We start from the raw sequence: 25498 nt of genomic DNA, 5'->3' as shown, positions 1-25498 counted from the left end.
TCGAAAACAAGACCAAATTAGTTCGGCCTCACTATCCTATTTTTATAAATGAACTCTGTATCAAAACTTATTCAAGTATTGAGTGCTTTCTTTATATCCTTTATAAATACTTGATAATTTTTGCAGGGTTCCCCGCAATAGCAACATTATTTCCAAAAGACTTAGTCACAACGCTTCCAGCACCAACAACAACGTTATCACCTAGTGTTACACCGGGAAGAACTGTCGCCCCTCCGCCAATCCACACATTGTCTCCTATCATAATCGGTGCACCGTATTCAAGGCCAGAAATACGTTCTTTAGCATTTAATGGATGTAAAGGGGTCAGCATTTGCACATTAGGTCCTATCAAAGCATTGTTGCCTATGCGTATTTCACAGACATCTAAAAAAGTGCAATTCGCATTCGCATAAAAGTTTTCGCCAACATAAATATGAGAACCATAATCACAAGTAAACTGAGGATTGATAGTAATATGTTCTCCAGTAGCTCCAAACCAATCTTTTAAGAGAAGACAGGCCTGTTGGCGTTCTAATTCTTTGTTAAAGGTTACCATATTCTGACGGGATTTTTGGCGCATCTGATAAAGCTCGGGATCACTGGCCTTATAGAGCTGTCCAGACAGCATTTTTTCTTTTTCACTTATCATTTTTTACCTCTTTTTAGTTTTTTTCTTTACTTTAAGCAGCAGCGCTAGACCTAAAAATAAAAAGAGAGCTGCTAATGCTAAACACAATATAATACCAATAATACGTATTTTAGGGTCTTTCGTAGCTTCTGTCATGATGTTATAGACTGCGGCAGATAAAAATAAAATGGCTAAACCAAAACAAATAATAATAGAATAGAAAATATGATGTTTAGACTCGTTTAATGAAGCAACGGTCTTTTTAGCAATTCCCCTTGTCAATAAACTCATAACACAACTCCTTCCTTATTATTAAAATGACTACATTACAACATAAGTAAAAGCAGACAAAAGTTATGATTTCATAAAAGCCAGCTAAAGAATGAAGAATATTATAGTAACATTGATTTTATAGGTTCAAAACTTTTGCGGTGAATCGGTGTTATTCCATACTGCCTTAAACCATTTAAATGGTTTTTAGTTCCATAGCCAGCATTATGTGCAAAATCGTAGCCAGGATAAATCTGATTATAATCTGCCATAAGTTTATCACGAGTTACTTTTGCAACGATAGAGGCTGCGGCGATAGACATAGATTTAGCATCCCCCTTAATAATAGAACGTTGTGGAATAGCGCTATCTATATGCATGGCATCAATGAGTAAATAATCCGGCTTAATTTCATCTTTAGAAAGTTGTTTGATTGCCTGCAGCATAGCCAGTCTACTAGCCTCATAAATATTAATCTGATCAATCATCTGATTACTAACGATACCAATGCCAACCGATAAAGCCTTTTTAAGAACCCTTTGATAGATAGCTTCATGCTTTTTCTTAGGAATCTGCTTGCTGTCATTTAACCCCTTGATTTTACTCATACGAGGCAAAATCACACATGCTGCAACAACAGGTCCAGCCAAAGGCCCTCGTCCCACTTCATCAATTCCTGCGATATATTGATAACCTTTGGCGTATAGTTCTTTTTCGTAGAAGAGCATATTTTCTAAACGTAAATCTTCATCTCGATTGAACTGAAGTTCTTTCTTACGTTGTTTAACAGCATTTTGTACACCAACACGCTTATCCTTTTCAAATACTAATAATTGCGGATCTGAAAACTGATTAATATTAGCCAGTATTTGTTTAATTTCCTTAATTGTTGCCATTTAAGTCTACCACTTTATCCAATGTATAAGGTCCTAATTTCCCGTTACGGACTGCTTTTATAAAAAAGCTGTAAAAACGATCATAATCATCTCTAAAACCCAATTTTTGTGTCATATTCATAATGATTTCTGGCGCTTCTTCACTTAAATCAATTCCGTTAAAATATTCTTGTAGACGTTCTGGGTAGTGCTTTTTAAAATAATTCAGACCAAAAATAGTTACTTCATCCATCGGTAAAATGTTATCTTTAATAGCTCCTGTTAAAGCTAGTTTAAGACCAACAAACTGATCTTCAAATTTCGGCCACAAAATACCTGGGGTGTCCAATATTTCCAAATCTTTATTTGTTTTTAACCATTGCTGCCCTTTAGTGATACCTGGTTTATTTCCGACAGAAGCAATCTTTTTACCAGCTAAACGATTCATAAGGGTAGATTTGCCTACATTTGGGATGCCAATGATCATTGTCCTCATCATATTACTTTGAATGCCCTTTTTATGTAGATGTTCAAATTTAGCTGACATTAAAGCTTTAGCTGCCCCGTTAATCTGTTTTATAACTCCTTGTTCTTTGGCATTGATCGCTAATACTTTTAGTCCTTCTTTTTTATAATATGCACACCACTTAGCCGTTTCCTGTTTATCGGCTAAATCAGCTTTATTTAAGACCAGTAATTTTGATTTATCGCCAACAATTTTATTTAACATGGGATTTTGACTTGATAATGGTAGACGTGCATCCGCTAAAATCGTTACAAAATCTATATATTTTAGGTTCTCCTGTATTTGGCGACGCGCTTTAGACATATGACCAGGGAACCATTGAATAGTAGGCATAAAGCATTTTCTCCTTATATCATTTAATTATAAAAACAAATGAGACTTTCTCAATCATTATATCATAAGTCAGAAGCTAAAAAAACTTGGATAGAGTACCCAAGTTTTTAAATAGCATGAATTAAAACGGTTTATCATTTTTTAGATTTATATTTGGAAAATCTCTTTGAAGAAGCTCAAATAATGGCTGGAGCTCTTTGTCTGTTTTTTTGCCGTGATTTGGAATTGGTAAATTAACTTTTTTATTATCATTTTTAACAGCCACAAGAAAAGAGTGCTGATTTACCGTCAAAAAAGAACGTTTTGTTTTTATGATACGATGGTAAAGTTGTATGATCTGACTTAAATCTACAATAGCAAAACCTCTATAATAACTTACTAAATGATTCTTATATATAACAATATTGAGTTTATCATCATAGTAAGCGGCTTCTGTAGTTACTTGCGCTAAATTACCATTTAATTCAGGATAAGCTGCATAGAAGTCATTATAAGCACGATTAATTTTAGATTTGATGAAAAAGGCCAAAGCTATAAAAAGGATCCCCATAAATCCAAAAAAGCCACAAATAACGAATGTATTCAGCTGATTCGCATTTAAGCTGCTCAAAGAAAGGTAATCATCAAAGGAAAAGTAACGGCTAACTTCCATATTCTTCCTTAGAATATCTCTTAGTGAAAAAGAATAGTTTCTGATACCATATTTACCGCTTGCAGTCGCTTTGAAAAATTTCACTTTAATTTTTTTAGGATGCTTGGCAAGGGAAGTTCTCGCTTTCAAGAGCTTAGCGACATTCTTGTCATTCTTTTTAGATTCTAAACCAACATAACCGTTTTTATAACCAACTAGCCATATAACTGTTTTATGCCCATCAATATCGGCTATAGGCTTAGGATAAATAGCATTAACTTCCAAAGTAATTTCATCTCCAGAAGAAGCTTTTGTCGATCCTCCATTATATACAACAGAAGGGTGTTGGTTATTTTGATTTTGATGAGTCACAACAAAAGTTATAAGAGATCCAATCAAAAAGATAACACCAATGACTAAATATAAAATAAATCCTTGATTTCGCCTTTCTTTTAACATCGTTTTCTCCTTTTTTAATCTATTTTAGCAAAATTATTATCAAAATAAGACCTGTCATGAAATCTTAAATAGATATCAATATTAGCTTAAATGTACAAAGGTCTTGAAAAAATTAATCAATACTACTATAGCTTATTTCTTAACATAAAAAAGGAGAGTAAGGTTTTTCTTCACTCTCATTTAACTTGTTCAAAATGCAAATGAACATTGATATGATCGCCATAGCCATTGCGTTCAAGATCTCTTTGCAAACGATAAGCAATATAATGTTCAGCAATATTAATAAAACCTGCATCCAATAAACGGTGTTCTACCAACGATTGAATCATACTAATAGTAGGACGCTCAATTTGTGCTTCTTCTAAATCAACCACTACTTTTTTTGTAACTTGTGCCAAATCCTGGCGCAAAGCATCATCTAATATATAAACTGTTTGTGCTGCTCCAAGAATGGCTTGATAAATTTTATCTGGATCGAAATCAACGACTTGACCGCTGCGCTTAATAACTTGCATATAAACCTCTTTCTATTAGTCTTTTAGACATTCGAATTACTATTATTATCTAAATTGTTTAAACAATTGTCAAGTTTTTTCATACAATGATCTTATATAAAAATTTCCTAATCATAATAAAAAGTACCTCACTTAAAGCGAATCTTTTTCATCACTTTTTGAGGTACAAATAAACAGCTATAATTAAACTTAATTTTCAACGATTGCAATAATTTCCCTTGCTTCTTCATCAGTACAAGAAACAAGAGGCAAACGTAAAGGACCGGTTTCAAAACCTTGATGATTTAATACTGCCTTGACAGGTGCTGGACTAGCTACAGAGAAAAGAGCTTGTACTTTTGGTAAAAATTGCCGCTGAATTTTAGCAGCTTTCTGCATTTCCCCCTTTTCAATGGCTTGGAACATTTCATAAATCTCATCACCATTTGTGTGGGACGCAACTGAAATAAGACCGTCAGCTCCAAGGTTCATAGCATGAAAAGCTTCTCCATCTTCCCCACTATAAACTAAGAAATCTTCTGGTTTATGTTCGATTAAAAGTGTCATTTCATCTAAACTTGTACAGTCCTTAACACCTATAATATTAGGATGAGAAGCCAAACGTAAAAGTGTTTCAGTTTCTAATTTGACTACAACGCGTCCTGGAATGTTATAAATAATAATAGGGAGACTGCTGGCATCTGCGATAGCCTTAAAATGTTGATAAAGTCCCTCTTGGCTGGGTTTATTATAATAAGGAACAATAGCTAAACCGGCTGAAAATCCACCGAATTCTGCAACCTCCTTAGCGAATGCAACAGAATCTCGTGTATCATTTGTTCCTATACCCGCAATTAAAGGCACTCTTCCATTAACAATTTTATGGACAGCCGCAAACAATTCCAATTCTTCATCATGGGTTAAAGTAGGACTTTCAGCTGTTGTTCCTGCTAGCAAAAGCCCTTCGGTATGATGGGCCAGTAAATGTTCAATAAGCTTTGGAAGAGCTTCAAAATTAATGGACCCATCTTCATTAAATGGTGTTACAAAAGCTGTAATAATTTTAACATCCTTAAAGTCTTCAATTGCCATACTTCTTCCCTTTCTTTCTATTTCAACTCAAACTTAAGTTCTGTTGTTGGATGAACCAAACCGCGCTCATGAAGTTTTTCTGCAATTTGGACTGAATTCCAAGCAGCACCTTTTAAAAGATTATCCGACACTACCCACATATGAATGCCTTTTTTAGCATCTAAATCTTTACGAATACGCCCTACAAAAGTTTCCTTCTTGCCTACAGCATTAACTGCTTGCGGATAAATTTGCTGAGAAGGGTCATCTTCCAAAATTGCTCCAGGAAATTCTGCGATTGCCTTTTTGACATCTGCAATTACAGCAGTATCTTTTGTTTCGATATAAACAGACTCCGAATGACCTGATAATACCGGGATACGCACACAAGTTGCTGAAACCGCAATAGAATCATCTTCCATGATCTTCTTGGTCTCATTTGTCATCTTCATTTCTTCAAAAGTATAATCGTTATCGGTAAAAACATCAATTTGGGCTAAAGCATTAAATGCAATAGGAAAGTGTTTTTTATCCCCGCTAGCTGGTAAAATATCAGCTTTTAAATCTTTTGGATTAATACCATCAACAACTGCCTCTTTAAGTTCACGTTTCGTTTCTTCAATAGCAAGAGAACCTGCTCCTGATACGGCCTGATAGGTTGAAACGATAATCCTTTCAAGCCCCCATTTCTGACGGATAGGCTCAAGAGCTACCATCATTTGAATAGTGGAACAATTAGGACAAGCAATAATTCCATTATGTTCCTCCATAGCATGCGCATTCACCTCTGGAACTACAAGAGGAACATTGGAGTTTTGACGAAAGAATGAGGTATTATCAACAACAACCGCTCCAGATTTTACAGCATAAGGAGCAAATTTTGCTGAAGTACCGCCGCCTGCAGAAAAAAGTGCAATATCAACACCCTCAAACGAGTCTTTTTTTGTCTCTTCAACAGTAATATTTTGTTCCTTGAATTTTAAAACTTTACCAGCAGAACGACTGGAAGATAAATATCTCATTTTATCAATTGGTAAAGAGGATTCTTCAAGCATCTTAATCATCTGTGTTCCAACAGCACCAGTAGCACCAACAACAGCAATTGTATAACCCATAACCTACCTCATATTCTACTTAATATTAGGTTACATTATACTACTTTTTAAAGAAAAATAAAAGTCCGTAACAGCGTCAATTAAACAACCATTTGCTTAGCGAGTGATTGTTGAAAAGCAAAAGAAAGTAAGTTAAAACTAAAAAAGAGAGCGTGGACTATTTCAGCACCAATCTTTGTATTAAAGTATAAGATAATAAAAAAAGAAGCAAGATTTTCGTTCTTGCTTCAAAGGCACTGTTTCCAGTGAGAATAGCAGGTTCACACAACTATTCAAGATCCGCTTTCTGCGTTTTGACCTCCTTAGCGAAATATGGCTTTAACCATAATCGACTCATCGCATACACTTATTATATCATAAAAACCTGTACTGACAAATATTTATTATAAAAGTGGAGCAACCAATTTTACGACAATGCCAATTATTTTGGTAGAAAATTTTTCTTTTTTTAAAGTTGATCGAGTAACACGCCGTGACATTTTTATAGTTTGTTTAAAATCTAGAATAATGTCAGCAATACAGTCAGTTTGATACATATAAGTAGCACATTCAAAATGATGATAAAGACTGCGATAATCCAAGTTTATCGTACCAACCACTGCTTTTATATTATCAGCTACAAAAACTTTAGCATGAACAAAACCTGGCGTATATTCATAAATTTTAACACCTGATTCCATTAATGCAGGATAATATCTTTTAGCTAAAGCATAAGGAACCTTTTTATCAGGAATACCCGGCATAACAATTCTAACATCAACACCTCGTTCTGCAGCGAATTTTAAAGCATGTTCCATTTCACTATCTAAAATTAAGTAGGGTGTCATTATATAAACGTAATCACGAGCTTGATTTAATATATCAATATATACATTTTCACCAACCTTATCATGATCAAGAGGTGAGTCACTATAAGGAATAACGTATCCCTTAGCTTCAATGCTGCTATCTGCAGGCAATAGATAAAGAGCAAATTCATAATCTCTATTAGTAGTAGACCACATTTGCAAAAACATTAAAGTAAAAGATGCTACTCCTTCTCCTTCAAGCATTACAGCAGTATCTTTCCAGTAACCAAAACGCTCGATCTGATTAATGTATTCATCAGCTAAATTAATTCCGCCATTGAAAGCTACTTTATTGTCTATTACCAAAATCTTGCGGTGATCACGATAATTATAATATGTCGAAACGAAGGGAGAAATAGGCGAGAAAACCTTTGCATTGATACCAATTTTTTGCAATCTTTTCACATAATCAAAAGAAAGAGTTGAAAATTCAAGCATTCCATCATACATAACACGAACCTCTACACCTTCCTTGACCTTTTGTTCTAAAATAGCAAGAATCTCCCCCCACATAACCCCTTCAGCAATAATAAAATATTCTAAAAAAATAAATTTTTTAGCTTTTAGAAGCTGGTCTTTTAAAGCTTCAAATTTTGTCTCTCCATTCGAGAAATAAGTCACTCTCGTATTTTCGTATACTGGGAAACCGCCGCTTCTATGAAGATATTGAGCTAAATTATAAGTTCTAGCATGGCTTTTTTTAAGTTTATCAAGGATTTCTTGATCTTGTTCAAAATAAGGCTTAATTGCTTGTGTAGACTGCTTTATTAGAGATTTTAATTCTCGGTAACCCCAATCCTGTTTAGTATAAATTAAAAAGAGGGTTCCCAAATGAGGAAAAGGTAAGATAACCAATAACCACGTAATAATAGAAAGAGTATCCATCTGACTGTTTATTAAATACAATATTGAACCAGACATCATAAGAATACCGAGAATTTGAAAATGAATTTGATATTGACGGAACCAAATTACAGAAGAAATTAAAATAAAAATCTGCAAAAGAATTAAAAAAACAATTATCGTCGTACGGCTGAAAATTCCTCTTAAAATACTTCGCTTACCTTTCTTCAGCAATCTTTTCACTCTATTACTGCTTGTACTAATAAGACTCCCTCCTTGACTAGCTAAATTACTGTTATTATACCATAAAATCACTTTTGCCAAAAAAGCAAAATAAAAAGAGATCCAAGATGAATGGATCTCAATTAGAATTTTCTAACGGCGTGCCCTATAGAAATAGATACCTGTCACTGTAACAATTACCAAACCAAGAGCTGATAGCCAAAGACCAGCTTGTTCACCTGTTCTAGGCAAAGCAAACGTTACTGGACGTTTAGAAGCTTGATTTGAAGATGTTGTAACATTTGTTGTTGATGGTACGTTAGTTTGTAAAGAAGTAGACTGACTGCTTGTGGTTTTAGCACCAGTTGTAGTTGTCCCTGACTCTGTTGTAGTTTTAGCCTCAGTCGTTGTTGAGTTTGTTTTCGTTGTCGTTTCTGTTGTTGAAGAATTGTTGCTAGTTGTGGCTGAAGTTGTCTCTGTTGTTGCACTAGTACTGGTTGTTGTATTATTAGTTGTAGTTGTTTCAACAACTGTAGTTGATGGCGTTGAACTTCTGCGACGAGAATTTGCCTGTCCATATGCTGATTCAATACGTGCATAGCCTACTTGGCTGGAAGATGTGACATTGTTTCCAGATATAGAAATTGAGTTTGTCATATCGTTACCAACAGACTGAGATTGGGTTAGTTTAGTATCATAAGAAATAAAAATGGCATTTTTATTTGCATTAGCAAATGTATGAGTAAATCCTACTGCTGCGCCTGCATTATTGGTTTTATAAGACAAAGTTTTAGAAAAGTCTTCCTCATAAGGTCTAGATGCAGCTTCATCTAGTGAATCAACATCGTCACCTTCAACATGTTTTAAGCGAGCTGCTACCATAGAACTAGTAACAATTTCCTGACCTTCACCAACAGTATCAGTCAAAGTAAGATTATCAATAGCTTCTTGCTTTCCATTAATCAAGACTTTCCAATGAATAATACTTGGGTCACCTTGATCTTGATAACCTGTTTTATAAATAACTGGGCTTACAGGCCCAACTTCTTTTTCTCCAACGATTACTGTATAAACAACACCATTATAGTTAAAGGTAATTGGACCAGTTTGATCTGAATTTGTATGATTCATTTGAACATTAAAGTTCAAAGATAAAACTTTATTAAGAGGTAATTTTTCAAAAATATCAGTAAAAGTAACAGTAACTGACTGTGTATTTGGATCCGTCACTGCTTTACCTGCTAATTGACCATTAGCATGATAAACATCAAACGCTAATTTTGTTGTAAATTTCAATTGTTCAGGTAATTTAATTGTCATCGTATCACCTGAATGAATGTCTACATCATCAGGAATAGAGATTGAATTACTAATAGCTAAAGGTTCCCAGTAACTCACTTTTGCATTAGGAGTTAAAGGAGTTCCATCAGATTTGCTAATAGTCGCTTTATTTGTAAAGTTTGTTACTTGGTTTGCTTTTGCTCCTTCTGATGAAATCAAAAAAGCACCAAATAAAATTGTAAGGATTGAAACCAAGCTAAAAAGTTTATGTTTCATTTTCATAATAGAATTTCTCCCTAATAATTTTTGTAGAAGGCTATTATTTATATATCTACACTCATCATTTTAACATAAAAATATTATATTTGACACTTTTCACTTAATTGTTATTATTTTGTTTTTTCTAATTTTTTTCTAATTATTCCGCTAAATACTTTTATATAAACCTTTAAATAAGATATAAATTTCTTATTTAAAGCATAATTTCTTAAAAATAAATGAAGATTGAGACCTGTCTGTGTAAAATAAAAATCACAAATAATTACATAGAATTAGAGGAAAGCATTCACATCCTCCCAAAACTCTAAAAATAACTTTTTTACTTTTTAATATAAAATACTTGACCAAGTTAATAGGAAAGAAGGGCCCCATATATTAGTAAAGTATTTTATACTATAAAATACTTTACTAATAATACTTTTTCTTTATTTTACTTTATCTAAAATAGTGATATAATGATATTAAATAATTGACATAATAGAAAGATATAACAATGCCCAGAAGATTAGAAAAAGTTAATCCTAAAATACTAGCTTTACAGGCAAATTTAGCCTCAATCAGATTTATTGCTAATTGGACTGCTGAAGAACTAGGAACTAAAATTGGTGTTACAAAGCAAACAATAAGCAATATAGAAAACTCAAATGGAAAAGCTAATTTAATGAATGCGACTCAATATATAGCTTTACGTGCTGTTATTGATAATGAAATCATTAAAACTGATAATCCTATACTGAGAGAAACTATGAACTATCTTTTTAATAACATGAAAAAAGAAAAGGAACTAATGAAATTAAGAGATTTTAAAGATGATAAAGTGACCCAATTAGCTAAAGCTTCTAAAGCTTCTTATATAGCAGAGAATAAAACTAAAGGACAGCTATCAGAACTTGAAAAAAGAGCATATGCTATTTTAACCGTCATTCCTCTAATCCAATCCATATTAGGTCCAATAAACACTATTTATAAGACCTTCTCTTTTGTGGAAGATATTAGTGATTAAATTAAAAGTTATAACTACCTAAGATACAAGATAAACATATTAGCATAAAAAAAGAGAGAACGAATCTCGTTCTCTCGCAATGTTAGCTTTTCATCAACCCACTACAGTTGACAAAGAGCCCATATATTTCGCTCTACTTCTTTTTAAATTTGAAAGTTTTAAAAAATTCACCTATTCTCACTATTGTTATATTTTTAGTAAAACACTGACATAAATTGTTTATTTGCGGTACATTTTAAATTGGAGATAAAGGTCATTGTAAATACTGAGCCATTTTTTACCAAGGTTATTATACACTTCTAAACGACGAATCGTTTCGTTATCTGGATAGAAAGCCTTATTATTCTTTATTGCTGCTGGCAAAAGATTTTTTGCTTTTACATTCGGTGTGGCGTAGCCGATATATTTTGCATTGCGAGCTGCATTTTCAGGCTTTAGCATAAAGTTGATAAAAGCATACGCTTCCTGCTTATGTTTAACAGTTTTAGGAATAACTAAATTATCAAACCAGAGATTAGAACCTTCGCTAGGAACTACATATTTAAGATTTTTGTTAGCAGTTAAAACTTCATGAGCTTCACCTGAAAAGGTTACGCCAATGGGGGCATCTCCTTTAATTAAATACCCTTTTATTTCATCACCTACGATGGCTTTAATATTTGGTCTTAAGCGATTTAATTTGTTTTCAGCTTTTTGAAGCTTAGTTAAATTTTTAGTATTTAAACTGTATCCTAAGCTATTGAGCCCTAAACCAAGGACTTCTCGAGCTCCATCAATAAGCATAATATTATTAGCATATTCTTTGCTCCAAAGATCATTCCAGTGCTTGGGAATTTTAGTTAGCATTTTTTTATTATAAACGATACCCACAGTTCCCCAAAAATAGGGAATAGAATAGTCGTTATGCTTATCAAAATGCTTTCCTAAAAATAGCGGATCAATATTATTTAAATCTTTAATCTGTGATTTGTCTAGTTTTATCAGTAAATGCTCATTTCTCATCTTACTGATCATATAATCACTGGGAACGGCTAAGTCATAAGTTGTCCCCCCTTGCTTAATCTTGGTGTACATAGCTTCATTAGAATCAAAAGTTTCATACTGAACCTGTATCCCTGTCTCTTTAGTGAATTTTGTTAAAAGACTGGGATCTATGTAATCGCCCCAATTATAAATAACTAATTTGTTTGTTTGTTTGCTGCTATTTGATGACCTCATATAAAAAGAAAGAGCTGCTAATAGTATGACAATAATTAAAATACTGGCCATAAAGGAATAAAGTCTACGCATGTTTTATCTCCTTCTCCTGTGAAATAAAATAATAGCCGATCACAAGTAAGATACTAAACAGAAAAATTATTGTAGATAAAGCATTAATTTCCAATGAGATTCCTTGGCGAGCACGTGAATATATCTCGACAGAAAGCGTTGAGAAACCATTCCCAGTTACAAAGAAAGTAACAGCGAAGTCATCTAAAGAATAAGTGAATGCCATAAAATAACCTGCAATGATACTTGGTGTTAGATAAGGCAGCATTACTTCTTTGAGCATTTGAAAACGTGTCGCTCCTAGGTCATAAGCAGCATAAATCATATCAACATTCATTTCTTTTAAACGAGGTAAGATCATTAATACCACAATAGGAAGTGAGAAAGCGATATGACTAAGCAAAACAGAAACCATTCCCAATTTAAAGCCAATAAAAGTAAAAAGAATCAAAAATGAAGCACCAATCATGACATCTGGAGCCACCATCAGAATATTATTAAGAGACAAAAGTACAGTTTGATATCGTATTTTTGTTTGATAGACAAATATAGCGCCGAAAGTCCCAATAATTGTTGCTAATAAAGAACTTAAAAAAGCTAAAAAAAAGGTAGATATAAGGATCTGCATCAAACGGCCATCACTAAACATTGTTTTATAATATTTCAATGTAAGTCCAGTAAAACTATTCATATCACCAGCTTGATTGAAAGAATAAAAAATTAAATAAAATATAGGAATATAAAGGATTAAAAAGACAGATATTAAATATAAATTTGCCGCTTTTTTCATTTCGTCTTCTCCTTGGTCAGCCACATAATGATTAGCATAGCAATGATTAAAACCACTCCTATGGTTGATCCCATCCCCCAATTTTGTGTGGTTAAAAAATGCTGCTCAATAGCTGTTCCTAGTGTGATAACACGATTTCCGCCAATAAGACGTGTCAGCATAAAAAGACTAAGACTGGGAATAAAAACAGACTGAACACCACTTCTCACTCCATTCATTGATAAAGGGAAAATAACCTTTTGAAAAGTTTGACGTTCTGTCGCTCCTAAATCACGACTAGCATTAATAAGGCTTTGATCAATATCATTTAAAGCATTGAAAATAGGAAGAATCATAAAGGGTATTTCAATGTATGATGCTACAAAAATAAAAGAAAAATCTGTAAACAGTATTTGCTGAGGTGCCAACCCCATGAAATGCAAAAAATGATTAACAGCTCCCTGATTGCCGAAAATACCCATAAAAGCATAGGCTTTTAATAAGAGATTAATCCAAGTCGGTAAAACAATCAACATTAGCCACAGCTGTTTATGTTTTAAATGCGTTAAAATAAGAGCCGTCGGATAAGAAATTAGCAAGGTAACAACAGTAATAATGCCAGCATACAAAACTGAATTAAGGCCCATTTTTAAATAAGTCCAACTGGATAAGAAAGTTTGATAATTGGTAAAAGTAAAATGACCCTCAATGTCAAAAAAAGAGTAATATAGTATAAGTATAACCGGAGTTACAACAAAAAGGCCTATCCAAAGAAGATAAGGGATGGAAAACAAATTAGACGTTTTCTTCATAACGCTCCTCCTCAATAGCATTAATTAGGCCTTCTTCTTGTTCCTCACTTTCAACATATTCTTCAATACGAGCATCAAATTCTGCTTCACTTTCATTCAGACGCATAATATGTATATCTTCAGGCGTGAAATCCAATCCAACGATTTCTCCTTCAATAGCCTTACGAGTAGAATGGATTAACCATTCATTCCCCAAATCATCATAAGCTATTATCTCGTAGTGAACACCGCGAAATAATTGGGTTTCGACCTTGACCTGCAGTTTTCCTTCCTCAGGAAGTGTGATCCGTAAGTCTTCTGGGCGGATAACAACTTCTACTGGCTCATTTGGCCGCATACCACCGTCAACAGATTCAAAACGTTTACCGTTAAATTCTACCAGATAGTCTTCAATCATTATAGCTGATAAAATATTAGACTCACCAATAAAACTTGCTACAAAATGATTAATGGGTTCATCATAAATATCAACAGGAGTTCCAGATTGAACAATTTCACCGTCATTCATGACAAAGATCCAATCGCTCATAGCCAGTGCTTCTTCTTGGTCATGCGTTACAAAGACAAAAGTAATGCCTAAGCGCTGCTGCAATTCTCGCAGCTCATACTGCATCTCTGTGCGAAGCTTTAGATCTAAAGCAGATAAAGGCTCATCTAAAAGTACAACCTTTGGCTGATTGATAACAGCACGTGCAATAGCTACACGCTGTCTCTGGCCTCCAGATAATTTTTGAATGGAGCGATTTTCAAAACCATCTAACCGAACTAGTCTTAAAACTTCTGCAACACGTGCTTCTATTTCCTTTTTAGATTTTTTCTGCAGCTTTAAAGGAAAAGCAATGTTTTCAAATACACTCATATGAGGAAAAAGAGCATAGGATTGAAATACAGTATGGACATCGCGTTTATTAATAGGCAGATCATTAATACGTTTACCATCAAGAAAAATATCACCGCTACTTGCCTCAATTAAACCAGCAATAAGATTCAATATCGTAGATTTTCCTGAACCAGAAGCACCTAGAAGGGTATAAAATTTCCCTTCTTCTAATTCAAAATTGATATCTTTTAAAACAACAGTCCCATTGTCTTCGAAAATTTTGGAAACATTTTTAAATGCAATGATTGGATTAGTCAATAGCCATGAATCCCCCGTTTATATTTCTTTATCACCTATAATACGCACTTCTGGTTCCAAGGTAACTCCTGAATGTATTTTGACTTTATGAATAACTTCTGCTATCAGGTCTTCATAATTTTTAGCTGTCCCTTCAGCAATATTCACCATAAACCCAGCATGCTTACGACTAACTTCAACTCCGCCAATACGATATCCCATAAGATCTGCTTCCATGATAAGCTGCCCTGCAAAATAGCCGTGCGGCCGTTTGAAGACAGAACCGCAAGAAGGGTACTCTAAGGGCTGTTTTAGTTCTCTCAAGTGATTTAAACGTTTCATTTCTTGACGGATAACATCATAATCGCCAGGATTTAAGGAAAATTTAGCGGAAATGACAACTTCTTTTGTATCTTGCAAAATAGAATGACGGTAACCAAATCGCATCTCGTTTGCTTCAATGGTTCTAATTTCCCCATCTCTCGTTAATACTAAAGCAGAAGTTAAAACATGGGCTATTTCACTGCCATAAGCGCCCGCGTTCATAAAAACAGCACCGCCAACACTTCCTGGAATGCCACAGGCAAACTCAAAGCCTGTCAGACTATGATACTGGGCAACTTTTGTAGTTTCAATTAAATTAGCACCTGCTTCAGCTTCAATAATGTAGCCATCAACCGTAACACTGTTTAATCTATCAAACATGATGACAAATCCTCTGATTCCGCCATCTCTGACGATAAGATTGCTGGCATTTCCTAAAACCATCCAAGGAATCTGAAATTCATTTGCAAACTTAACAATCCGCGAAAGTTCATAGCGGTTACGCGGAAAAGTCAGAAAGTCAGCAGCACCGCCAACTTTTGTATAAGTGTATTTTTTTAAAGGTTCATCTATACGGATATCAATTCCTTTTAGAGCTTCTTTCATTTGATTTAACATAGCTAACTCAATTCTATACTGTTTAATATTGACTATTTCTGTATAATAGTAAAATCTAAAATTTATTATATCAAATTTTATAAGCTTTGACGATAAGAGTTATTGGATAAAAAAGTTAAAAAAGGCCAAACAGACTATATCAAAGTGCATTGCTAAAGTCAGTTTACTCACTAAATCCATCTTTTAAGAAAGGAGTTTCTATTTTTTCCACAGTTGTTTGTTCAATATTTTTTACCAGTTTACTAATGGGCTTTTTTAAAACAGGATGGATGAAATCGCTGGCAATTTCATTGAGAGGCACTAAAACAAATGCACGTTCCTGAAGATAAGGATGAGGCAGCTTTAAAAGATCATCATCAATAATCTGATGACCAAAAAATAAAATATCAATATCAATCGTCCTTGGCCCCCAATGTTCATGGCGAATCCTGTCTAAGTCATGTTCAATTTTTTGACACTGCTGAAGTAAGTTATGACAAGTTAATTCTGTCTCTAACTGACAGGCAATATTAAGAAAATCATCTTGATCTGTTTTCCCCCAAGGTTTGGTTTTATAGTAAGAAGATACGAGCAATAGCCGAGTTTGCTCTAAACTTTCCAGTTTAGATAAAGCCTGACTTATATATTTTTGTTTATTTCCTATATTGCTGCCTAAACTAAGATAAACAGTCGTCATGGCCTCTTACGCTCCAATTCAATACCAACAGTATTATAATGACCAGCAATGGGCGGATTTTCTTTGGTAATTTTTATTTTAATAGATTGAACTAAACGAAAATGATCAAAAATATCCTGGCAGATAACACCTGCTAGCTTTTCAATCAATTGAAACTTATTGTTTTCCACACATTTTTTAATTGTTTTAAAAACAAGGCCGTAATGAACAGTATCTTCTAAGTTATCTGTTTGTGAAGCCGCTGTTAAATCAAGAAACAACTCTGCATCAATAACAAAAATCTGTCCTAAAATCTGCTCTTCAGCTAAAGCACCATGATAGGCATAAAAACGGCAGCCTGTTAAAATAATCTTATCCATTTTCTCTCACATCAACTGATTTATTACTCTAACTGCATCTTTGTTAGCAGCTACATTATGAACTCTAATCATTTGGCAACCCTTATTGATAGCATAAACTGATAAGGCTGCTGTTGCCGCATCGCGATCAAGAGGCTTCGTATTGCCGCCAAGCAGACTATCAACTACACGTTTTCTTGAAATACCAAATAAGACAGGATATCCTAAGTGGGTAATTTCATCTAAATGTTTCAAAAGCTCTACATTCTGCTCAACATTTTTAGCAAAACCAAAGCCAGGATCAATCCAAATATTTTCTTTTTTAACACCACTGTCTAAAGCTAATTGGGCTCGTTCTGTTAAAAATTGGCAGACATCTCTTGTAACCTTATGATAGACCTCTTCTTTTTGATTGTGCATCAAAATCAGCGGAACTTCCATCTGAGCCGCCAAAGTAAACATTTGATGGTCATAAAGGCCTGCCCAAACATCGTTTAAGATATCTGCCCCAGCTTCAAGTGCTGCTTGAGCTGTCTGTGTCTTATAAGTATCAACACTGATAAGACAATTAAAACGCTGTTTAATAGCCTTAATAACTGGAACAATTCTTCTTATCTCTTCCTGAGCTGTCACAAATTCAGCCCCTGGCCGTGTTGATTCACCACCTACATCAATAATGTCTGCGCCAGCGTTCAACATCTCTTGAACCTGTCTCAAAGCTTGTTCAATCGTTTCGTAATATCCCCCATCTGAAAAAGAATCGGGAGTGACATTAAGAATCCCCATTATTGCTGCCTGACCAGGTAAGTTATATCTACCGATCTTCATCATTTCTCCTTATTATGAATCATAGCTATTATCTCTTTTCGCGCTTCTTTATCTTCCTTATAAATGCCTCTAGCAGCACTCGTTACCGTTTTGCTGCCTGGTTTTTTGATACCGCGCATGGTCATACACATATGCTCTGCTGCCAGCATTACAAAAATACCTTGAGGCTGCAAAGCTTCTTGCAAAGCATCAGCAATTTGAGCAGTTAACCGTTCTTGTAATTGCGGCCGCTTGCTGGCTATTTCTACAGCACGCGCAAGCTTACTCAAACCTGTTACACGGCCTTGACTAGGAATATAAGCCACATGAGCTGTACCATAAAAAGGGAGCAGATGATGTTCACACATGGAAGCAAAGGGAATATCTTTAACCAGTACAACTTCCTCATAACCTTCAGAAAAGACTGCTGTAAACTGATCTTTTGGATTCTCTTGTAATCCTGAAAATATTTCTTGGTACATTTTAGCAACACGTTTTGGGGTATCTAATAAACCTTCACGTTTTGGATTTTCACCAAGTGCTTCCAACAACTGATAAACAGCTTGTTCAATCTTTTTTTGATTCGACATTTATTTTCACCTATATAATATATTTAGCAAAAAGTCTTCTTTTTGCTTTTCTTTAAATGGATAAAGTTATGGCCAATTTATTATTTATTACGGTTTATTGTTTGACTTTGCAAAAGGGTTTTCCTAACTTGCGCGATAAAATATAAAGACCCTGTAATAACAAACAGATCATTGGGCTCTGCTGCTTCCCATTTAGGAAGCCAATCTTTAAAATCTGCAACTCTCTCATATTTTTCTGGATAAGATTCTAGACAAATAGCATTAGGATGCTCGAAGCTTGTCACAGTTAAATCATTAAACTGCTCTAGCAAGGAGAGCATTGTTTCGATAGGTTTCGTATCAATAGCTGCAAAAAGAATATGAATTTTTTTAGTGGGGTATTCCTTTTTTAAAAAATCAATCAAAACAGTAATACTTTCTTTATTATGCGCCCCATCTATTATCAGATTGTCTCTGATAAATTCTATTCTGCCTATCCAGCGACTATGACCAAGTGCCTGTTTGATAATATTTTGAGTGACTTGAGGAAATTTTTCCTGCAATAAGAGGCAGGTCATAATACTTAAGGCAGCATTAAAATACTGATGCTGTCCTTTCATAGCTAGTTGAATATCATTTATTCTTGTTTTTCCATATATAAAATCAAAACTGTTATCATAATTGACAATAGAGAATTCTTTACCTAATTGATAGATAGGACTTTGTGTCTGTTCTGCTTGTTTACAAAAGACTTTTTCAACTTCAGTTCTGTTTTCATTAAAAATAAAGGGAACCTTATTTTTTAGCACTCCTACTTTTTGCTGAGCAATCTGAATGTAATCCGTTCCTAAAATATTCTGATGATCCAGTCCAATAGAGGTACAGATAACAGCTTGAGCCTTAAAAACATTGGTAGAATCATAAAGCCCTCCTAAACCTGCCTCAACAATGACTAAATCAACAGGGTGCAATTTACCAAAATAAAGAAACATCATTAAGGTAATAATTTCAAATTCTGTCGCTGGCTCCAATGAAGTCTCTAAGGGAAGCCGCTTGACAACAGGAGACACTAATTGTACTAAAACCATCAAGTCTTCTTGACGGATCATGTTTCCATTAATGGCAATACGCTCTCGAAAATCAACAATATAAGGTGAAGTAAAAGTACCTACCTCATAACCTGCTTGACTAAAAATCGTTTGCAAATAATGAACTGTAGACCCCTTCCCATTTGTTCCAACTACGTGTATGCCATTAATATTTTCTTGCGGGTTGCCTAATTCCTTCAACATCCAAGACATTCTATCAAGTCCTGGTTTGATTCCAAATTTCAAATTCCCCTGTATCCAGTTTAAAGCCTCTTGATACGTCAATTTCTTCTCCATTTCATCAAAACCCATAAGCAGATGATAATTACCTATAAAAAGTGCATTTGCTGGAAATTCTTTATTATCCAAAGTATTTCACAAGAAGCTATCTCTTTAAAAGAACACCATAAACAATTATCATTTTTAATAATAGTTTTTAAAAAGGGAGTTAATTCTCCCCCTTAGTCCATAAAATATAGCTAAACAATCAAGCCCTAACACGCACTCCCTCAGTATCAACCGACAGCAAGTGGAGTTCTCCAGAGAGATTTAGCTGTTCAATTTCTTTCTGGATAAGCCTTTCTTTATCTTTTGATGATAAGACAATAACCGTCGGACCAGCTCCTGATAAATAAGTAGCATAGGCACCATGTTTTTTTCCAATGGTTTTTATCGCTGAAAATTCCTTAACAAGATCTTGACGAAAACGTTCATGAAACAAATCATTCTCAATTGCTGCTCCAGCAGTATTCAAGTCTCCCTTTAAAAGCCCCGCAATAGCTACATTTGCAATAGAGCTAGCAGCGACAGCCTCTTTATATGAAAATTCTTTAGGCAAAACACTGCGGCTATCATTTGTTTTTAATTCATAATTTGGAATAAAAGTTACAAAGGAGCTTTCTGGAAAGTCAGCAACAATGTAATTTATTTTCTTATTGACATAGCTTGAAATAACAAGATTACCCAAAAGGGCTGGCGCTACATTGTCAGGATGGCCTTCAATTTCTGTTGCTATAGCCAACTTTTCATTATCTGTTAATTCCAAATTTGCCAATTGATTAGCTAATTCAATCCCTGCTACAATAACAGAGCTGGATGACCCTAAGCCTCTAGCAAGGGGGATATCACTGCTCATCTGCAGGCGATGCGGTTTAAGATCAGGTTTAACTTTCAGTGCAGTTGTGATGAGCAAATTCTTTTCATCACTAGGAATATCTCCTAAATTATGCATAATTTCCCATGAAGCAGACGGTTCTAAAATATCGATAGAAAGATACTTTGATAAAGCAACTCCTACAGAATCAAATCCAGGCCCGATATTAGCAGATGTTGCCGGTACAGTAATTTTCATATTATTCCCCTAATACTTTAAAGGTATTTAAAAGCTCAAATTCAGGTTCATCCTGAAGTTTCTGTTTGATATTAGCTAGCTGTGTCTTATTTAAAGAATGAGTAATGATAACAACACGTGCTCTCTCACCATTAGCCTTTTGCTGCAGAACCTGTTCAAATGAAATATCTTCTGCGTTAAAAAGCTCCGCTAAACGCAATAGCTGCCCTTTTTTGTCCGGTGTATCCACAGCAAAATAATAATTGCTTTGAACATCATTGGGATTAGCGATAACTGTTTCACGTGTAAATTCATTAAAGGATTTGCCAAGATTACCTTCTGTGATCCGGCGTGCAATTCGAATAATATCAGCTGCAACTGAAGTTGCTGTTGGTTTTTGGCCAGCTCCAGGCCCGTAATACATTGATTCACCGATACCGATTGATTCTACAAAGACAGCATTCATAACATCATTAACACTAGCTAATGGATGTGATTTCGGAAGGAAGGTAGGTGACACTTCCGCAAAAATTCCTGACGGTGTTTCTTCTACTGAGCCAAGCAATTTAATCACATATCCCAATTGCTGAGCTACTGCTACATCATCTTGTGTAATTGTTGAAATTCCTTGATGGGATACTTGATCAAAGTCAATCGTCATACCAAAACCAAATTGGCTGAGAATAACAGCCTTATAAGCAGCATCAATCCCTTCCACATCATTGGTAGGATCACTTTCAGCATAGCCTAAAGCTTGAGCCTCTGCTAAAGCAGCTTCATAAGTCCAACCCTCATCTACCATCTTGGTCATCATAAAGTTAGAAGTTCCGTTTAACACTCCAAGAATACGGGTAACCTTATCAGCAGCTAAAGAATTAGCCAAGGTCCGCAAAATAGGAATTCCTCCAGCAACAGCAGCCTCATAATAAAAGGCTACTTCTTTTTCCTTAGCAAGTGCAATCAAGGCCGCACCGTGTGTTGCAATCAAATCTTTATTAGCTGAAACAACATTTTTTCCTGCTTCAAGTGCTTTAGTGATAAAAGTTTTAGCTGGTTCAATCCGTCCCATTAATTCTACAACAATAGCAATACTATCGTCAGACAAAATATCATCCACATTTGTTACAAAATTAAAATCATTGCCTGCTGCCAAAAGACGATTTTTTTCTTCATTATCTTTCACTAAAATTTTAGCTATTTCAAGCGTATTTCCAGCAGCGTCTGTTATTTTACTTCCATTTTCTCGCAATAGATAAGGAATTCCACTTGCTACCGTACCAAAACCAAGTAAACCAATTCTTATAGACATTTCCTTCTCCTTGTAAAAAACATTTTTCTTATTATACCAAATTTTTATCGTAATTTACAGAAAGTTTAGGCATTCTTTATGCTATAATAACTTTAGGAGAAAACATTTATGAGAAAAAGAAAGACAAAATCAAGACGAAATAAAAACTTAAGCACAATTCTGAAAATTTTGGGGTTTATTTGCATCTTAGTTTTACTGCTGCTTCTTATATTTCTTAAAAAAACAGCTCACAGACAGTTGACTCAAAAAACAAAAACGCCTATTAGCAAACAACAACAAAATATAAAACCAAACACGCTAAAATGGACTAAGCAAGAAAAAACCGTCAAAATTCCCATCCTTATGTATCATGCCATTCATGAAATGGCTCCTGAGGAAGCTTCAAATGCTAATCTCATCCTTGCACCTCGTGTTTTTGAAAGCCATATCAAACGTTTAAGTGAGGAAGGTTATTATTTCCTTTCTCCCGAAGAAGCTTATCAGGCATTTACTCAAAACAGTCTGCCTTCTAAAAAAGTTATCTGGCTGACATTTGATGATAGCTTAATTGACTTTTATTCTATTGCCTACCCTATTTTGAAAAAATATCATGCTAAAGCAACAAATAATGTGATTACTAGCTTCACTGATGAAAAGCGTCCAAGCAATCTTAGTTTAAAGCAGATGAGGGAAATGAAGAAAAACGGCATGTCTTTTCAATCACATACTGTAACCCATCCTGATTTAGCTGTTTCTGATCCCCAAACGCAAATGAAAGAATTGAAACAGTCTAAAGACTACCTTGATAAGTCCTTAAACCAAGATACCTATGCTATTGCCTACCCAGCAGGTCGATACAATGCCACTACTATTACTCTTGCTAAAAGCTATAAATTAGGAGTGACTACCCACGAAGGTTTAGCAAGTGTTGACAATGGTTTGCTTTCTTTAAACCGCGTAAGGATACTGCCTAGTACAAATGCTGATCTCTTGATGAACAGTATTTCTTCCGCCGTTTCTGAATAAAGTTTATCTACATAACTAAAGAGCACTAAAGAGCGATAAGACATTTGGAGTCCTATCGCTCTTTAGTTGTTTTTACATCTTTATATAATAGTACAGCAGCTTATCTGCAGATTTAATAATAACAAGCTATATTATATTTATTTACACACCAACTTTTGCGCTACAGCCATAACTCAATAACCAAAAATTCAAAATTGAAATACCAATTTGCTAGCTCTTGATAATTTTAAAACTGAATCTTAACTTTTTAAAATCTCTTATCAGCATTTTATGCTATTATTGACTTAGAATAATGATTTACCGGAGGATTTAGCAATGGTCATAGATATACAAGAAACTAGCCCAAAAAGAAAAGAGAATTTCGATAGTAAGCTTCTTGGCTACAATACACCAATGAACTCAAAAGGACTAATCTGCCCTTATTGCAGCTCGTTAGCATCACACAGATGGATTTCACGAGAATTAGATTTTGACCCTAACCCACAAACAATCAAAGAAGAGAAGAATCCTAATATCACAACCTATATTTTACAGGCAAAATGTTTAGCCTGTAATAAGATTTCTATTTGGATAAAGACAATCAATACTTCTCACAATATCTTTAATGATACAGATAAGTCAGAATTCGAAAAGTTAATCTATCCTCAAAAAACTATGGAAGAAATTCCCTTACCTAGCCTTGATATGCCTCAAACTATCTGTTCATTATATTTAGAAGCTAGAGCGATTTTAGGAAAATCTCCAAAAGCTGCCGCTGCCCTTTCTAGATTAGCTATCGAAGAACTCTTGAAATACTTAGGAAACAAAGAAAACTCTCTTGATGAAAACATTAATGCTCTACTGACCAAAGGACTCCCTAAAGAAGTCAAAGAAATGCTTATTAAAGCGCAAGTTTTAGGAGATGAGGCTATAGCTCCAGGAAAGATTAACAGCCATGATAATAAGGAGCTTGCCTTATCACTCTTAAAATTACTCAATTTCATCGTTAATAATCAAATCAGCCAAAATAAAGAAATACAAACTATTTCTTCCATTTTACTAAACTCCCTTTCTGAACCCATGATAGAAATACACCAACAGCAGATACTGGATGCAAAAGAGTTAAAATAAAAGTCACATTGCAAAGTTTGTTCTCTCTTTTAGATCCCTATTACATAATGAATAAATTAAACTGAATACCAAAAAGGAGATTTCAATTGCAATGAGATATAACTAGTCAATCTTACTTTCAATTACTGCCTTATGATATAACTGCTAGACAAAAAGGAGCTTGGGATAAAAAATAGTCCCAAGCTCCTTTTTTACTTAAGTCATTCTGATGTTCCTCTTATTTAAGAGTAACAGTTGCTCCAGCTTCTTCAAGTTTAGCTTTAAGTTCTTCTGCTTCTTCTGCAGCCACACCTTCTTTAAGGACAGATGGTGCATTATCAACAAGACCTTTAGCTTCTTTAAGTCCTTCACCTGTGATTTCACGAACAACTTTGATAACAGCTACTTTCTTGTCACCGCCAGCAGTTAATTCAATATCAAATGAATCTTTAGCAGCAGCTTCTTCTCCGCCAGCTGCACCAGCAGCTGCTACAGGAGCTGCTGCAGTTACACCAAATTCTTCTTCGATAGCTTTCACAAGATCATTCAGTTCAAGAATGGAAGCTTCTTTAATTTCAGCAATAATGTTTTCAATGTTCAATGCCATTGTTAATTTCCTCCAAATATGTTTTTAATTAAATTATTTGTAGCGCTATGCTACGGTTTGAAGACTTAAGCAGCGTCTTCGTCTTTGCTTTCTGCCACGGCTTTGACAGCATAGGCAACGTTGCGGACTGGCGCTTGAAGTACAGACAAGAGCATAGAAAGAAGTCCTTCTCTGCTTGGCAGGGTTGCAAGAGCCATGATTTCTTCTTTTGAAGAGACAGAACCCTCAATAGCACCACCCTTAATTTCAAGAGCTTCAGCATCTTTAGCAAAATCGTTGATGATTTTAGCTGGCGCTACAACATCTTCATTTGAAAAGGCTACAGCAGACGGTCCTGTAAAAACATCTTCAAGTCCTTCAAGACCAGCTTTTTCAGCAGCACGGCGTAAGATTGAATTTTTAATGACTTTAAATTCAACATCACTATCGCGCAGTGAACGGCGAAGAACGGTATCTTGTTCTACTGTAAGGCCGCGTGAGTCAACAATGACAATACTTGCAGCTGCTTTCATTTTTTCAGCAACAGCATCAACTAATTCTGCTTTTTTAGCAATACTTGCTTCACTCATCAGTGTTTAACCTCCGTTTTTATTTTTGGCTGGATGCAATAAAAAAATCGCATCCAGACCTAGACACGAAAGTACAATACGTTTTTTTTACATTACGTTTTGTGCCTCGGCAGGAATATTATGAGCTTGCTCCCCTGCTGTCTTAGGTCAGTTTTTCAAAACCTTGCTTATTATATCATATCTATCAGACTTGTCAAGGTAAGAAAAGTTTAAAATATTTTTTATATTATAGAACACTTTTCTATTGATATATAATAGAATTTATGTTATACTATAGGCAAATAGTTGATAAAGCTTATTGTATCAATAATTTTGACCTATTTC

The 25498-nt window shown here is 34.6% G+C and carries 27 protein-coding genes and 1 other annotated feature; of the genes, 3 read left to right on the top strand and 24 right to left on the bottom strand.

Going from position 1 to position 25498, the window contains the following annotated elements; translation table 11 throughout:
• Window positions 1-100: 100 nt before the first annotated feature.
• The 10 genes from STRMA_RS02935 to STRMA_RS02890 all read right to left on the bottom strand — a co-directional run bounded on the left by STRMA_RS02935 (window position 101) and on the right by STRMA_RS02890 (window position 9878).
• On the bottom strand, window positions 101-649 hold the full coding sequence (locus STRMA_RS02935) for a sugar O-acetyltransferase (protein WP_003079462.1): 549 nt from the start codon (window positions 647-649) through the stop codon (window positions 101-103).
• A 3-nt stretch (window positions 650-652) separates the two neighbouring features.
• Window positions 653-919: a hypothetical protein gene (locus STRMA_RS02930; protein ID WP_003080622.1), complete on the bottom strand. Its 267-nt coding sequence runs from the start codon at window positions 917-919 to the stop codon at window positions 653-655.
• A 101-nt stretch (window positions 920-1020) separates the two neighbouring features.
• Window positions 1021-1794 carry a ribonuclease HII gene (locus STRMA_RS02925; protein WP_003079953.1) on the bottom strand — a complete coding sequence of 258 codons (774 nt, stop codon included), beginning with the start codon at window positions 1792-1794 and terminating at the stop codon, window positions 1021-1023.
• On the bottom strand, window positions 1781-2632 hold the full coding sequence (gene ylqF / locus STRMA_RS02920) for a ribosome biogenesis GTPase YlqF (RefSeq protein ID WP_003082274.1): 852 nt from the start codon (window positions 2630-2632) through the stop codon (window positions 1781-1783). The genes STRMA_RS02925 and ylqF overlap by 14 nt, the downstream gene beginning before the upstream one ends.
• A 121-nt stretch (window positions 2633-2753) precedes the next feature.
• Window positions 2754-3722: a hypothetical protein gene (locus tag STRMA_RS02915; RefSeq protein ID WP_003080437.1), complete on the bottom strand. Its 969-nt coding sequence runs from the start codon at window positions 3720-3722 to the stop codon at window positions 2754-2756.
• A gap of 176 nt (window positions 3723-3898) precedes the next feature.
• Window positions 3899-4237: an ATP cone domain-containing protein gene (locus STRMA_RS02910; protein WP_003080675.1), complete on the bottom strand. Its 339-nt coding sequence runs from the start codon at window positions 4235-4237 to the stop codon at window positions 3899-3901.
• Between the two features lie 189 nt (window positions 4238-4426).
• Complete coding sequence (dapA, locus tag STRMA_RS02905; RefSeq protein WP_003080925.1) at window positions 4427-5308, bottom strand: 4-hydroxy-tetrahydrodipicolinate synthase; 882 nt, start codon at window positions 5306-5308, stop codon at window positions 4427-4429.
• 17 nt (window positions 5309-5325) lie between these two features.
• Complete coding sequence (locus tag STRMA_RS02900; RefSeq protein ID WP_003079115.1) at window positions 5326-6402, bottom strand: aspartate-semialdehyde dehydrogenase; 1077 nt, start codon at window positions 6400-6402, stop codon at window positions 5326-5328.
• 383 nt (window positions 6403-6785) lie between these two features.
• Window positions 6786-8324 (bottom strand): cardiolipin synthase, encoded by a 1539-nt coding sequence (gene cls, locus STRMA_RS02895; protein ID WP_040841749.1) that lies wholly within the window; start codon window positions 8322-8324, stop codon window positions 6786-6788.
• Between the two features lie 144 nt (window positions 8325-8468).
• Complete coding sequence (locus STRMA_RS02890) at window positions 8469-9878, bottom strand: collagen binding domain-containing protein (protein WP_003079430.1); 1410 nt, start codon at window positions 9876-9878, stop codon at window positions 8469-8471.
• A gap of 490 nt (window positions 9879-10368) precedes the next feature.
• Between STRMA_RS02890 and STRMA_RS02885 the strand changes: the two genes are divergently transcribed.
• Window positions 10369-10878, top strand: a complete 510-nt coding sequence (locus tag STRMA_RS02885; protein WP_003081023.1) for a helix-turn-helix transcriptional regulator — start codon at window positions 10369-10371, stop codon at window positions 10876-10878.
• A 219-nt stretch (window positions 10879-11097) separates the two neighbouring features.
• On the opposite strand, the gene STRMA_RS02880 is transcribed toward STRMA_RS02885, so the two are convergent.
• The 12 genes from STRMA_RS02880 to STRMA_RS02825 form a co-directional block, all read right to left on the bottom strand.
• The gene (locus tag STRMA_RS02880; protein ID WP_003078533.1) at window positions 11098-12168 is read right to left on the bottom strand and encodes an ABC transporter substrate-binding protein; all 1071 of its coding nucleotides are present in this window, start codon (window positions 12166-12168) and stop codon (window positions 11098-11100) included.
• Window positions 12161-12937: an ABC transporter permease gene (locus STRMA_RS02875; protein WP_003079130.1), complete on the bottom strand. Its 777-nt coding sequence runs from the start codon at window positions 12935-12937 to the stop codon at window positions 12161-12163. The genes STRMA_RS02880 and STRMA_RS02875 overlap by 8 nt, the downstream gene beginning before the upstream one ends.
• Window positions 12934-13728, bottom strand: coding sequence for an ABC transporter permease (locus STRMA_RS02870; RefSeq protein WP_040841481.1), 795 nt, complete (start codon window positions 13726-13728; stop codon window positions 12934-12936). Before STRMA_RS02870 ends, STRMA_RS02875 begins: the two co-directional genes overlap by 4 nt.
• Complete coding sequence (locus STRMA_RS02865) at window positions 13712-14866, bottom strand: ABC transporter ATP-binding protein (protein ID WP_003078566.1); 1155 nt, start codon at window positions 14864-14866, stop codon at window positions 13712-13714. The genes STRMA_RS02870 and STRMA_RS02865 overlap by 17 nt, the downstream gene beginning before the upstream one ends.
• Window positions 14867-14884: 18 nt before the next feature.
• Entirely contained in the window at window positions 14885-15787 is a 903-nt protein-coding gene (gene murB / locus STRMA_RS02860; RefSeq protein ID WP_003080335.1) for a UDP-N-acetylmuramate dehydrogenase, read from the bottom strand.
• Window positions 15788-15950: 163 nt separating this feature from the next.
• Window positions 15951-16463, bottom strand: coding sequence for a 2-amino-4-hydroxy-6-hydroxymethyldihydropteridine diphosphokinase (folK, locus tag STRMA_RS02855; RefSeq protein WP_003080330.1), 513 nt, complete (start codon window positions 16461-16463; stop codon window positions 15951-15953).
• The gene (gene folB / locus STRMA_RS02850) at window positions 16460-16822 is read right to left on the bottom strand and encodes a dihydroneopterin aldolase (protein ID WP_003082094.1); all 363 of its coding nucleotides are present in this window, start codon (window positions 16820-16822) and stop codon (window positions 16460-16462) included. The genes folK and folB overlap by 4 nt, the downstream gene beginning before the upstream one ends.
• Before the next feature lie 6 nt (window positions 16823-16828).
• Window positions 16829-17629, bottom strand: a complete 801-nt coding sequence (gene folP, locus STRMA_RS02845; RefSeq protein WP_003079844.1) for a dihydropteroate synthase — start codon at window positions 17627-17629, stop codon at window positions 16829-16831.
• A complete protein-coding gene (gene folE / locus STRMA_RS02840; protein ID WP_003081506.1) occupies window positions 17629-18198 on the bottom strand; it encodes a GTP cyclohydrolase I FolE in 570 nt (189 codons plus the stop codon). The genes folP and folE overlap by 1 nt, the downstream gene beginning before the upstream one ends.
• A gap of 80 nt (window positions 18199-18278) precedes the next feature.
• Window positions 18279-19550: a bifunctional folylpolyglutamate synthase/dihydrofolate synthase gene (locus tag STRMA_RS02835; protein WP_040841747.1), complete on the bottom strand. Its 1272-nt coding sequence runs from the start codon at window positions 19548-19550 to the stop codon at window positions 18279-18281.
• Between the two features lie 202 nt (window positions 19551-19752).
• A complete protein-coding gene (thrB, locus tag STRMA_RS02830) occupies window positions 19753-20616 on the bottom strand; it encodes a homoserine kinase (RefSeq protein ID WP_003079713.1) in 864 nt (287 codons plus the stop codon).
• 1 nt (window position 20617) lies between these two features.
• Window positions 20618-21904: a homoserine dehydrogenase gene (locus tag STRMA_RS02825; protein ID WP_003080007.1), complete on the bottom strand. Its 1287-nt coding sequence runs from the start codon at window positions 21902-21904 to the stop codon at window positions 20618-20620.
• Between the two features lie 108 nt (window positions 21905-22012).
• On the opposite strand from STRMA_RS02825, the gene STRMA_RS02820 reads away from it, so the two are divergent.
• Together STRMA_RS02820 and STRMA_RS02815 are read left to right on the top strand one after the other, a co-directional pair.
• The gene (locus STRMA_RS02820) at window positions 22013-22909 is read left to right on the top strand and encodes a polysaccharide deacetylase family protein (RefSeq protein WP_003081973.1); all 897 of its coding nucleotides are present in this window, start codon (window positions 22013-22015) and stop codon (window positions 22907-22909) included.
• Window positions 22910-23224: 315 nt separating this feature from the next.
• On the top strand, window positions 23225-24019 hold the full coding sequence (locus tag STRMA_RS02815) for a DUF4145 domain-containing protein (RefSeq protein WP_003078705.1): 795 nt from the start codon (window positions 23225-23227) through the stop codon (window positions 24017-24019).
• A gap of 217 nt (window positions 24020-24236) precedes the next feature.
• Here STRMA_RS02815 and rplL read toward each other — a convergent pair whose 3' ends face one another.
• Together rplL and rplJ are read right to left on the bottom strand one after the other, a co-directional pair.
• A complete protein-coding gene (gene rplL, locus STRMA_RS02810; protein WP_003082454.1) occupies window positions 24237-24605 on the bottom strand; it encodes a 50S ribosomal protein L7/L12 in 369 nt (122 codons plus the stop codon).
• A 65-nt stretch (window positions 24606-24670) separates the two neighbouring features.
• Entirely contained in the window at window positions 24671-25174 is a 504-nt protein-coding gene (gene rplJ, locus STRMA_RS02805) for a 50S ribosomal protein L10 (RefSeq protein ID WP_003079989.1), read from the bottom strand.
• 32 nt (window positions 25175-25206) lie between these two features.
• Window positions 25207-25339, bottom strand: a sequence feature (ribosomal protein L10 leader region).
• Window positions 25340-25498: the final 159 nt, after the last annotated feature.

This window comes from Streptococcus macacae NCTC 11558 (assembly GCF_000187995.2).
Classification (GTDB): domain Bacteria; phylum Bacillota; class Bacilli; order Lactobacillales; family Streptococcaceae; genus Streptococcus; species Streptococcus macacae.
Note: the sequence above shows the minus strand (reverse complement) of the source record. Positions and strands in the feature narration are given on the sequence as shown.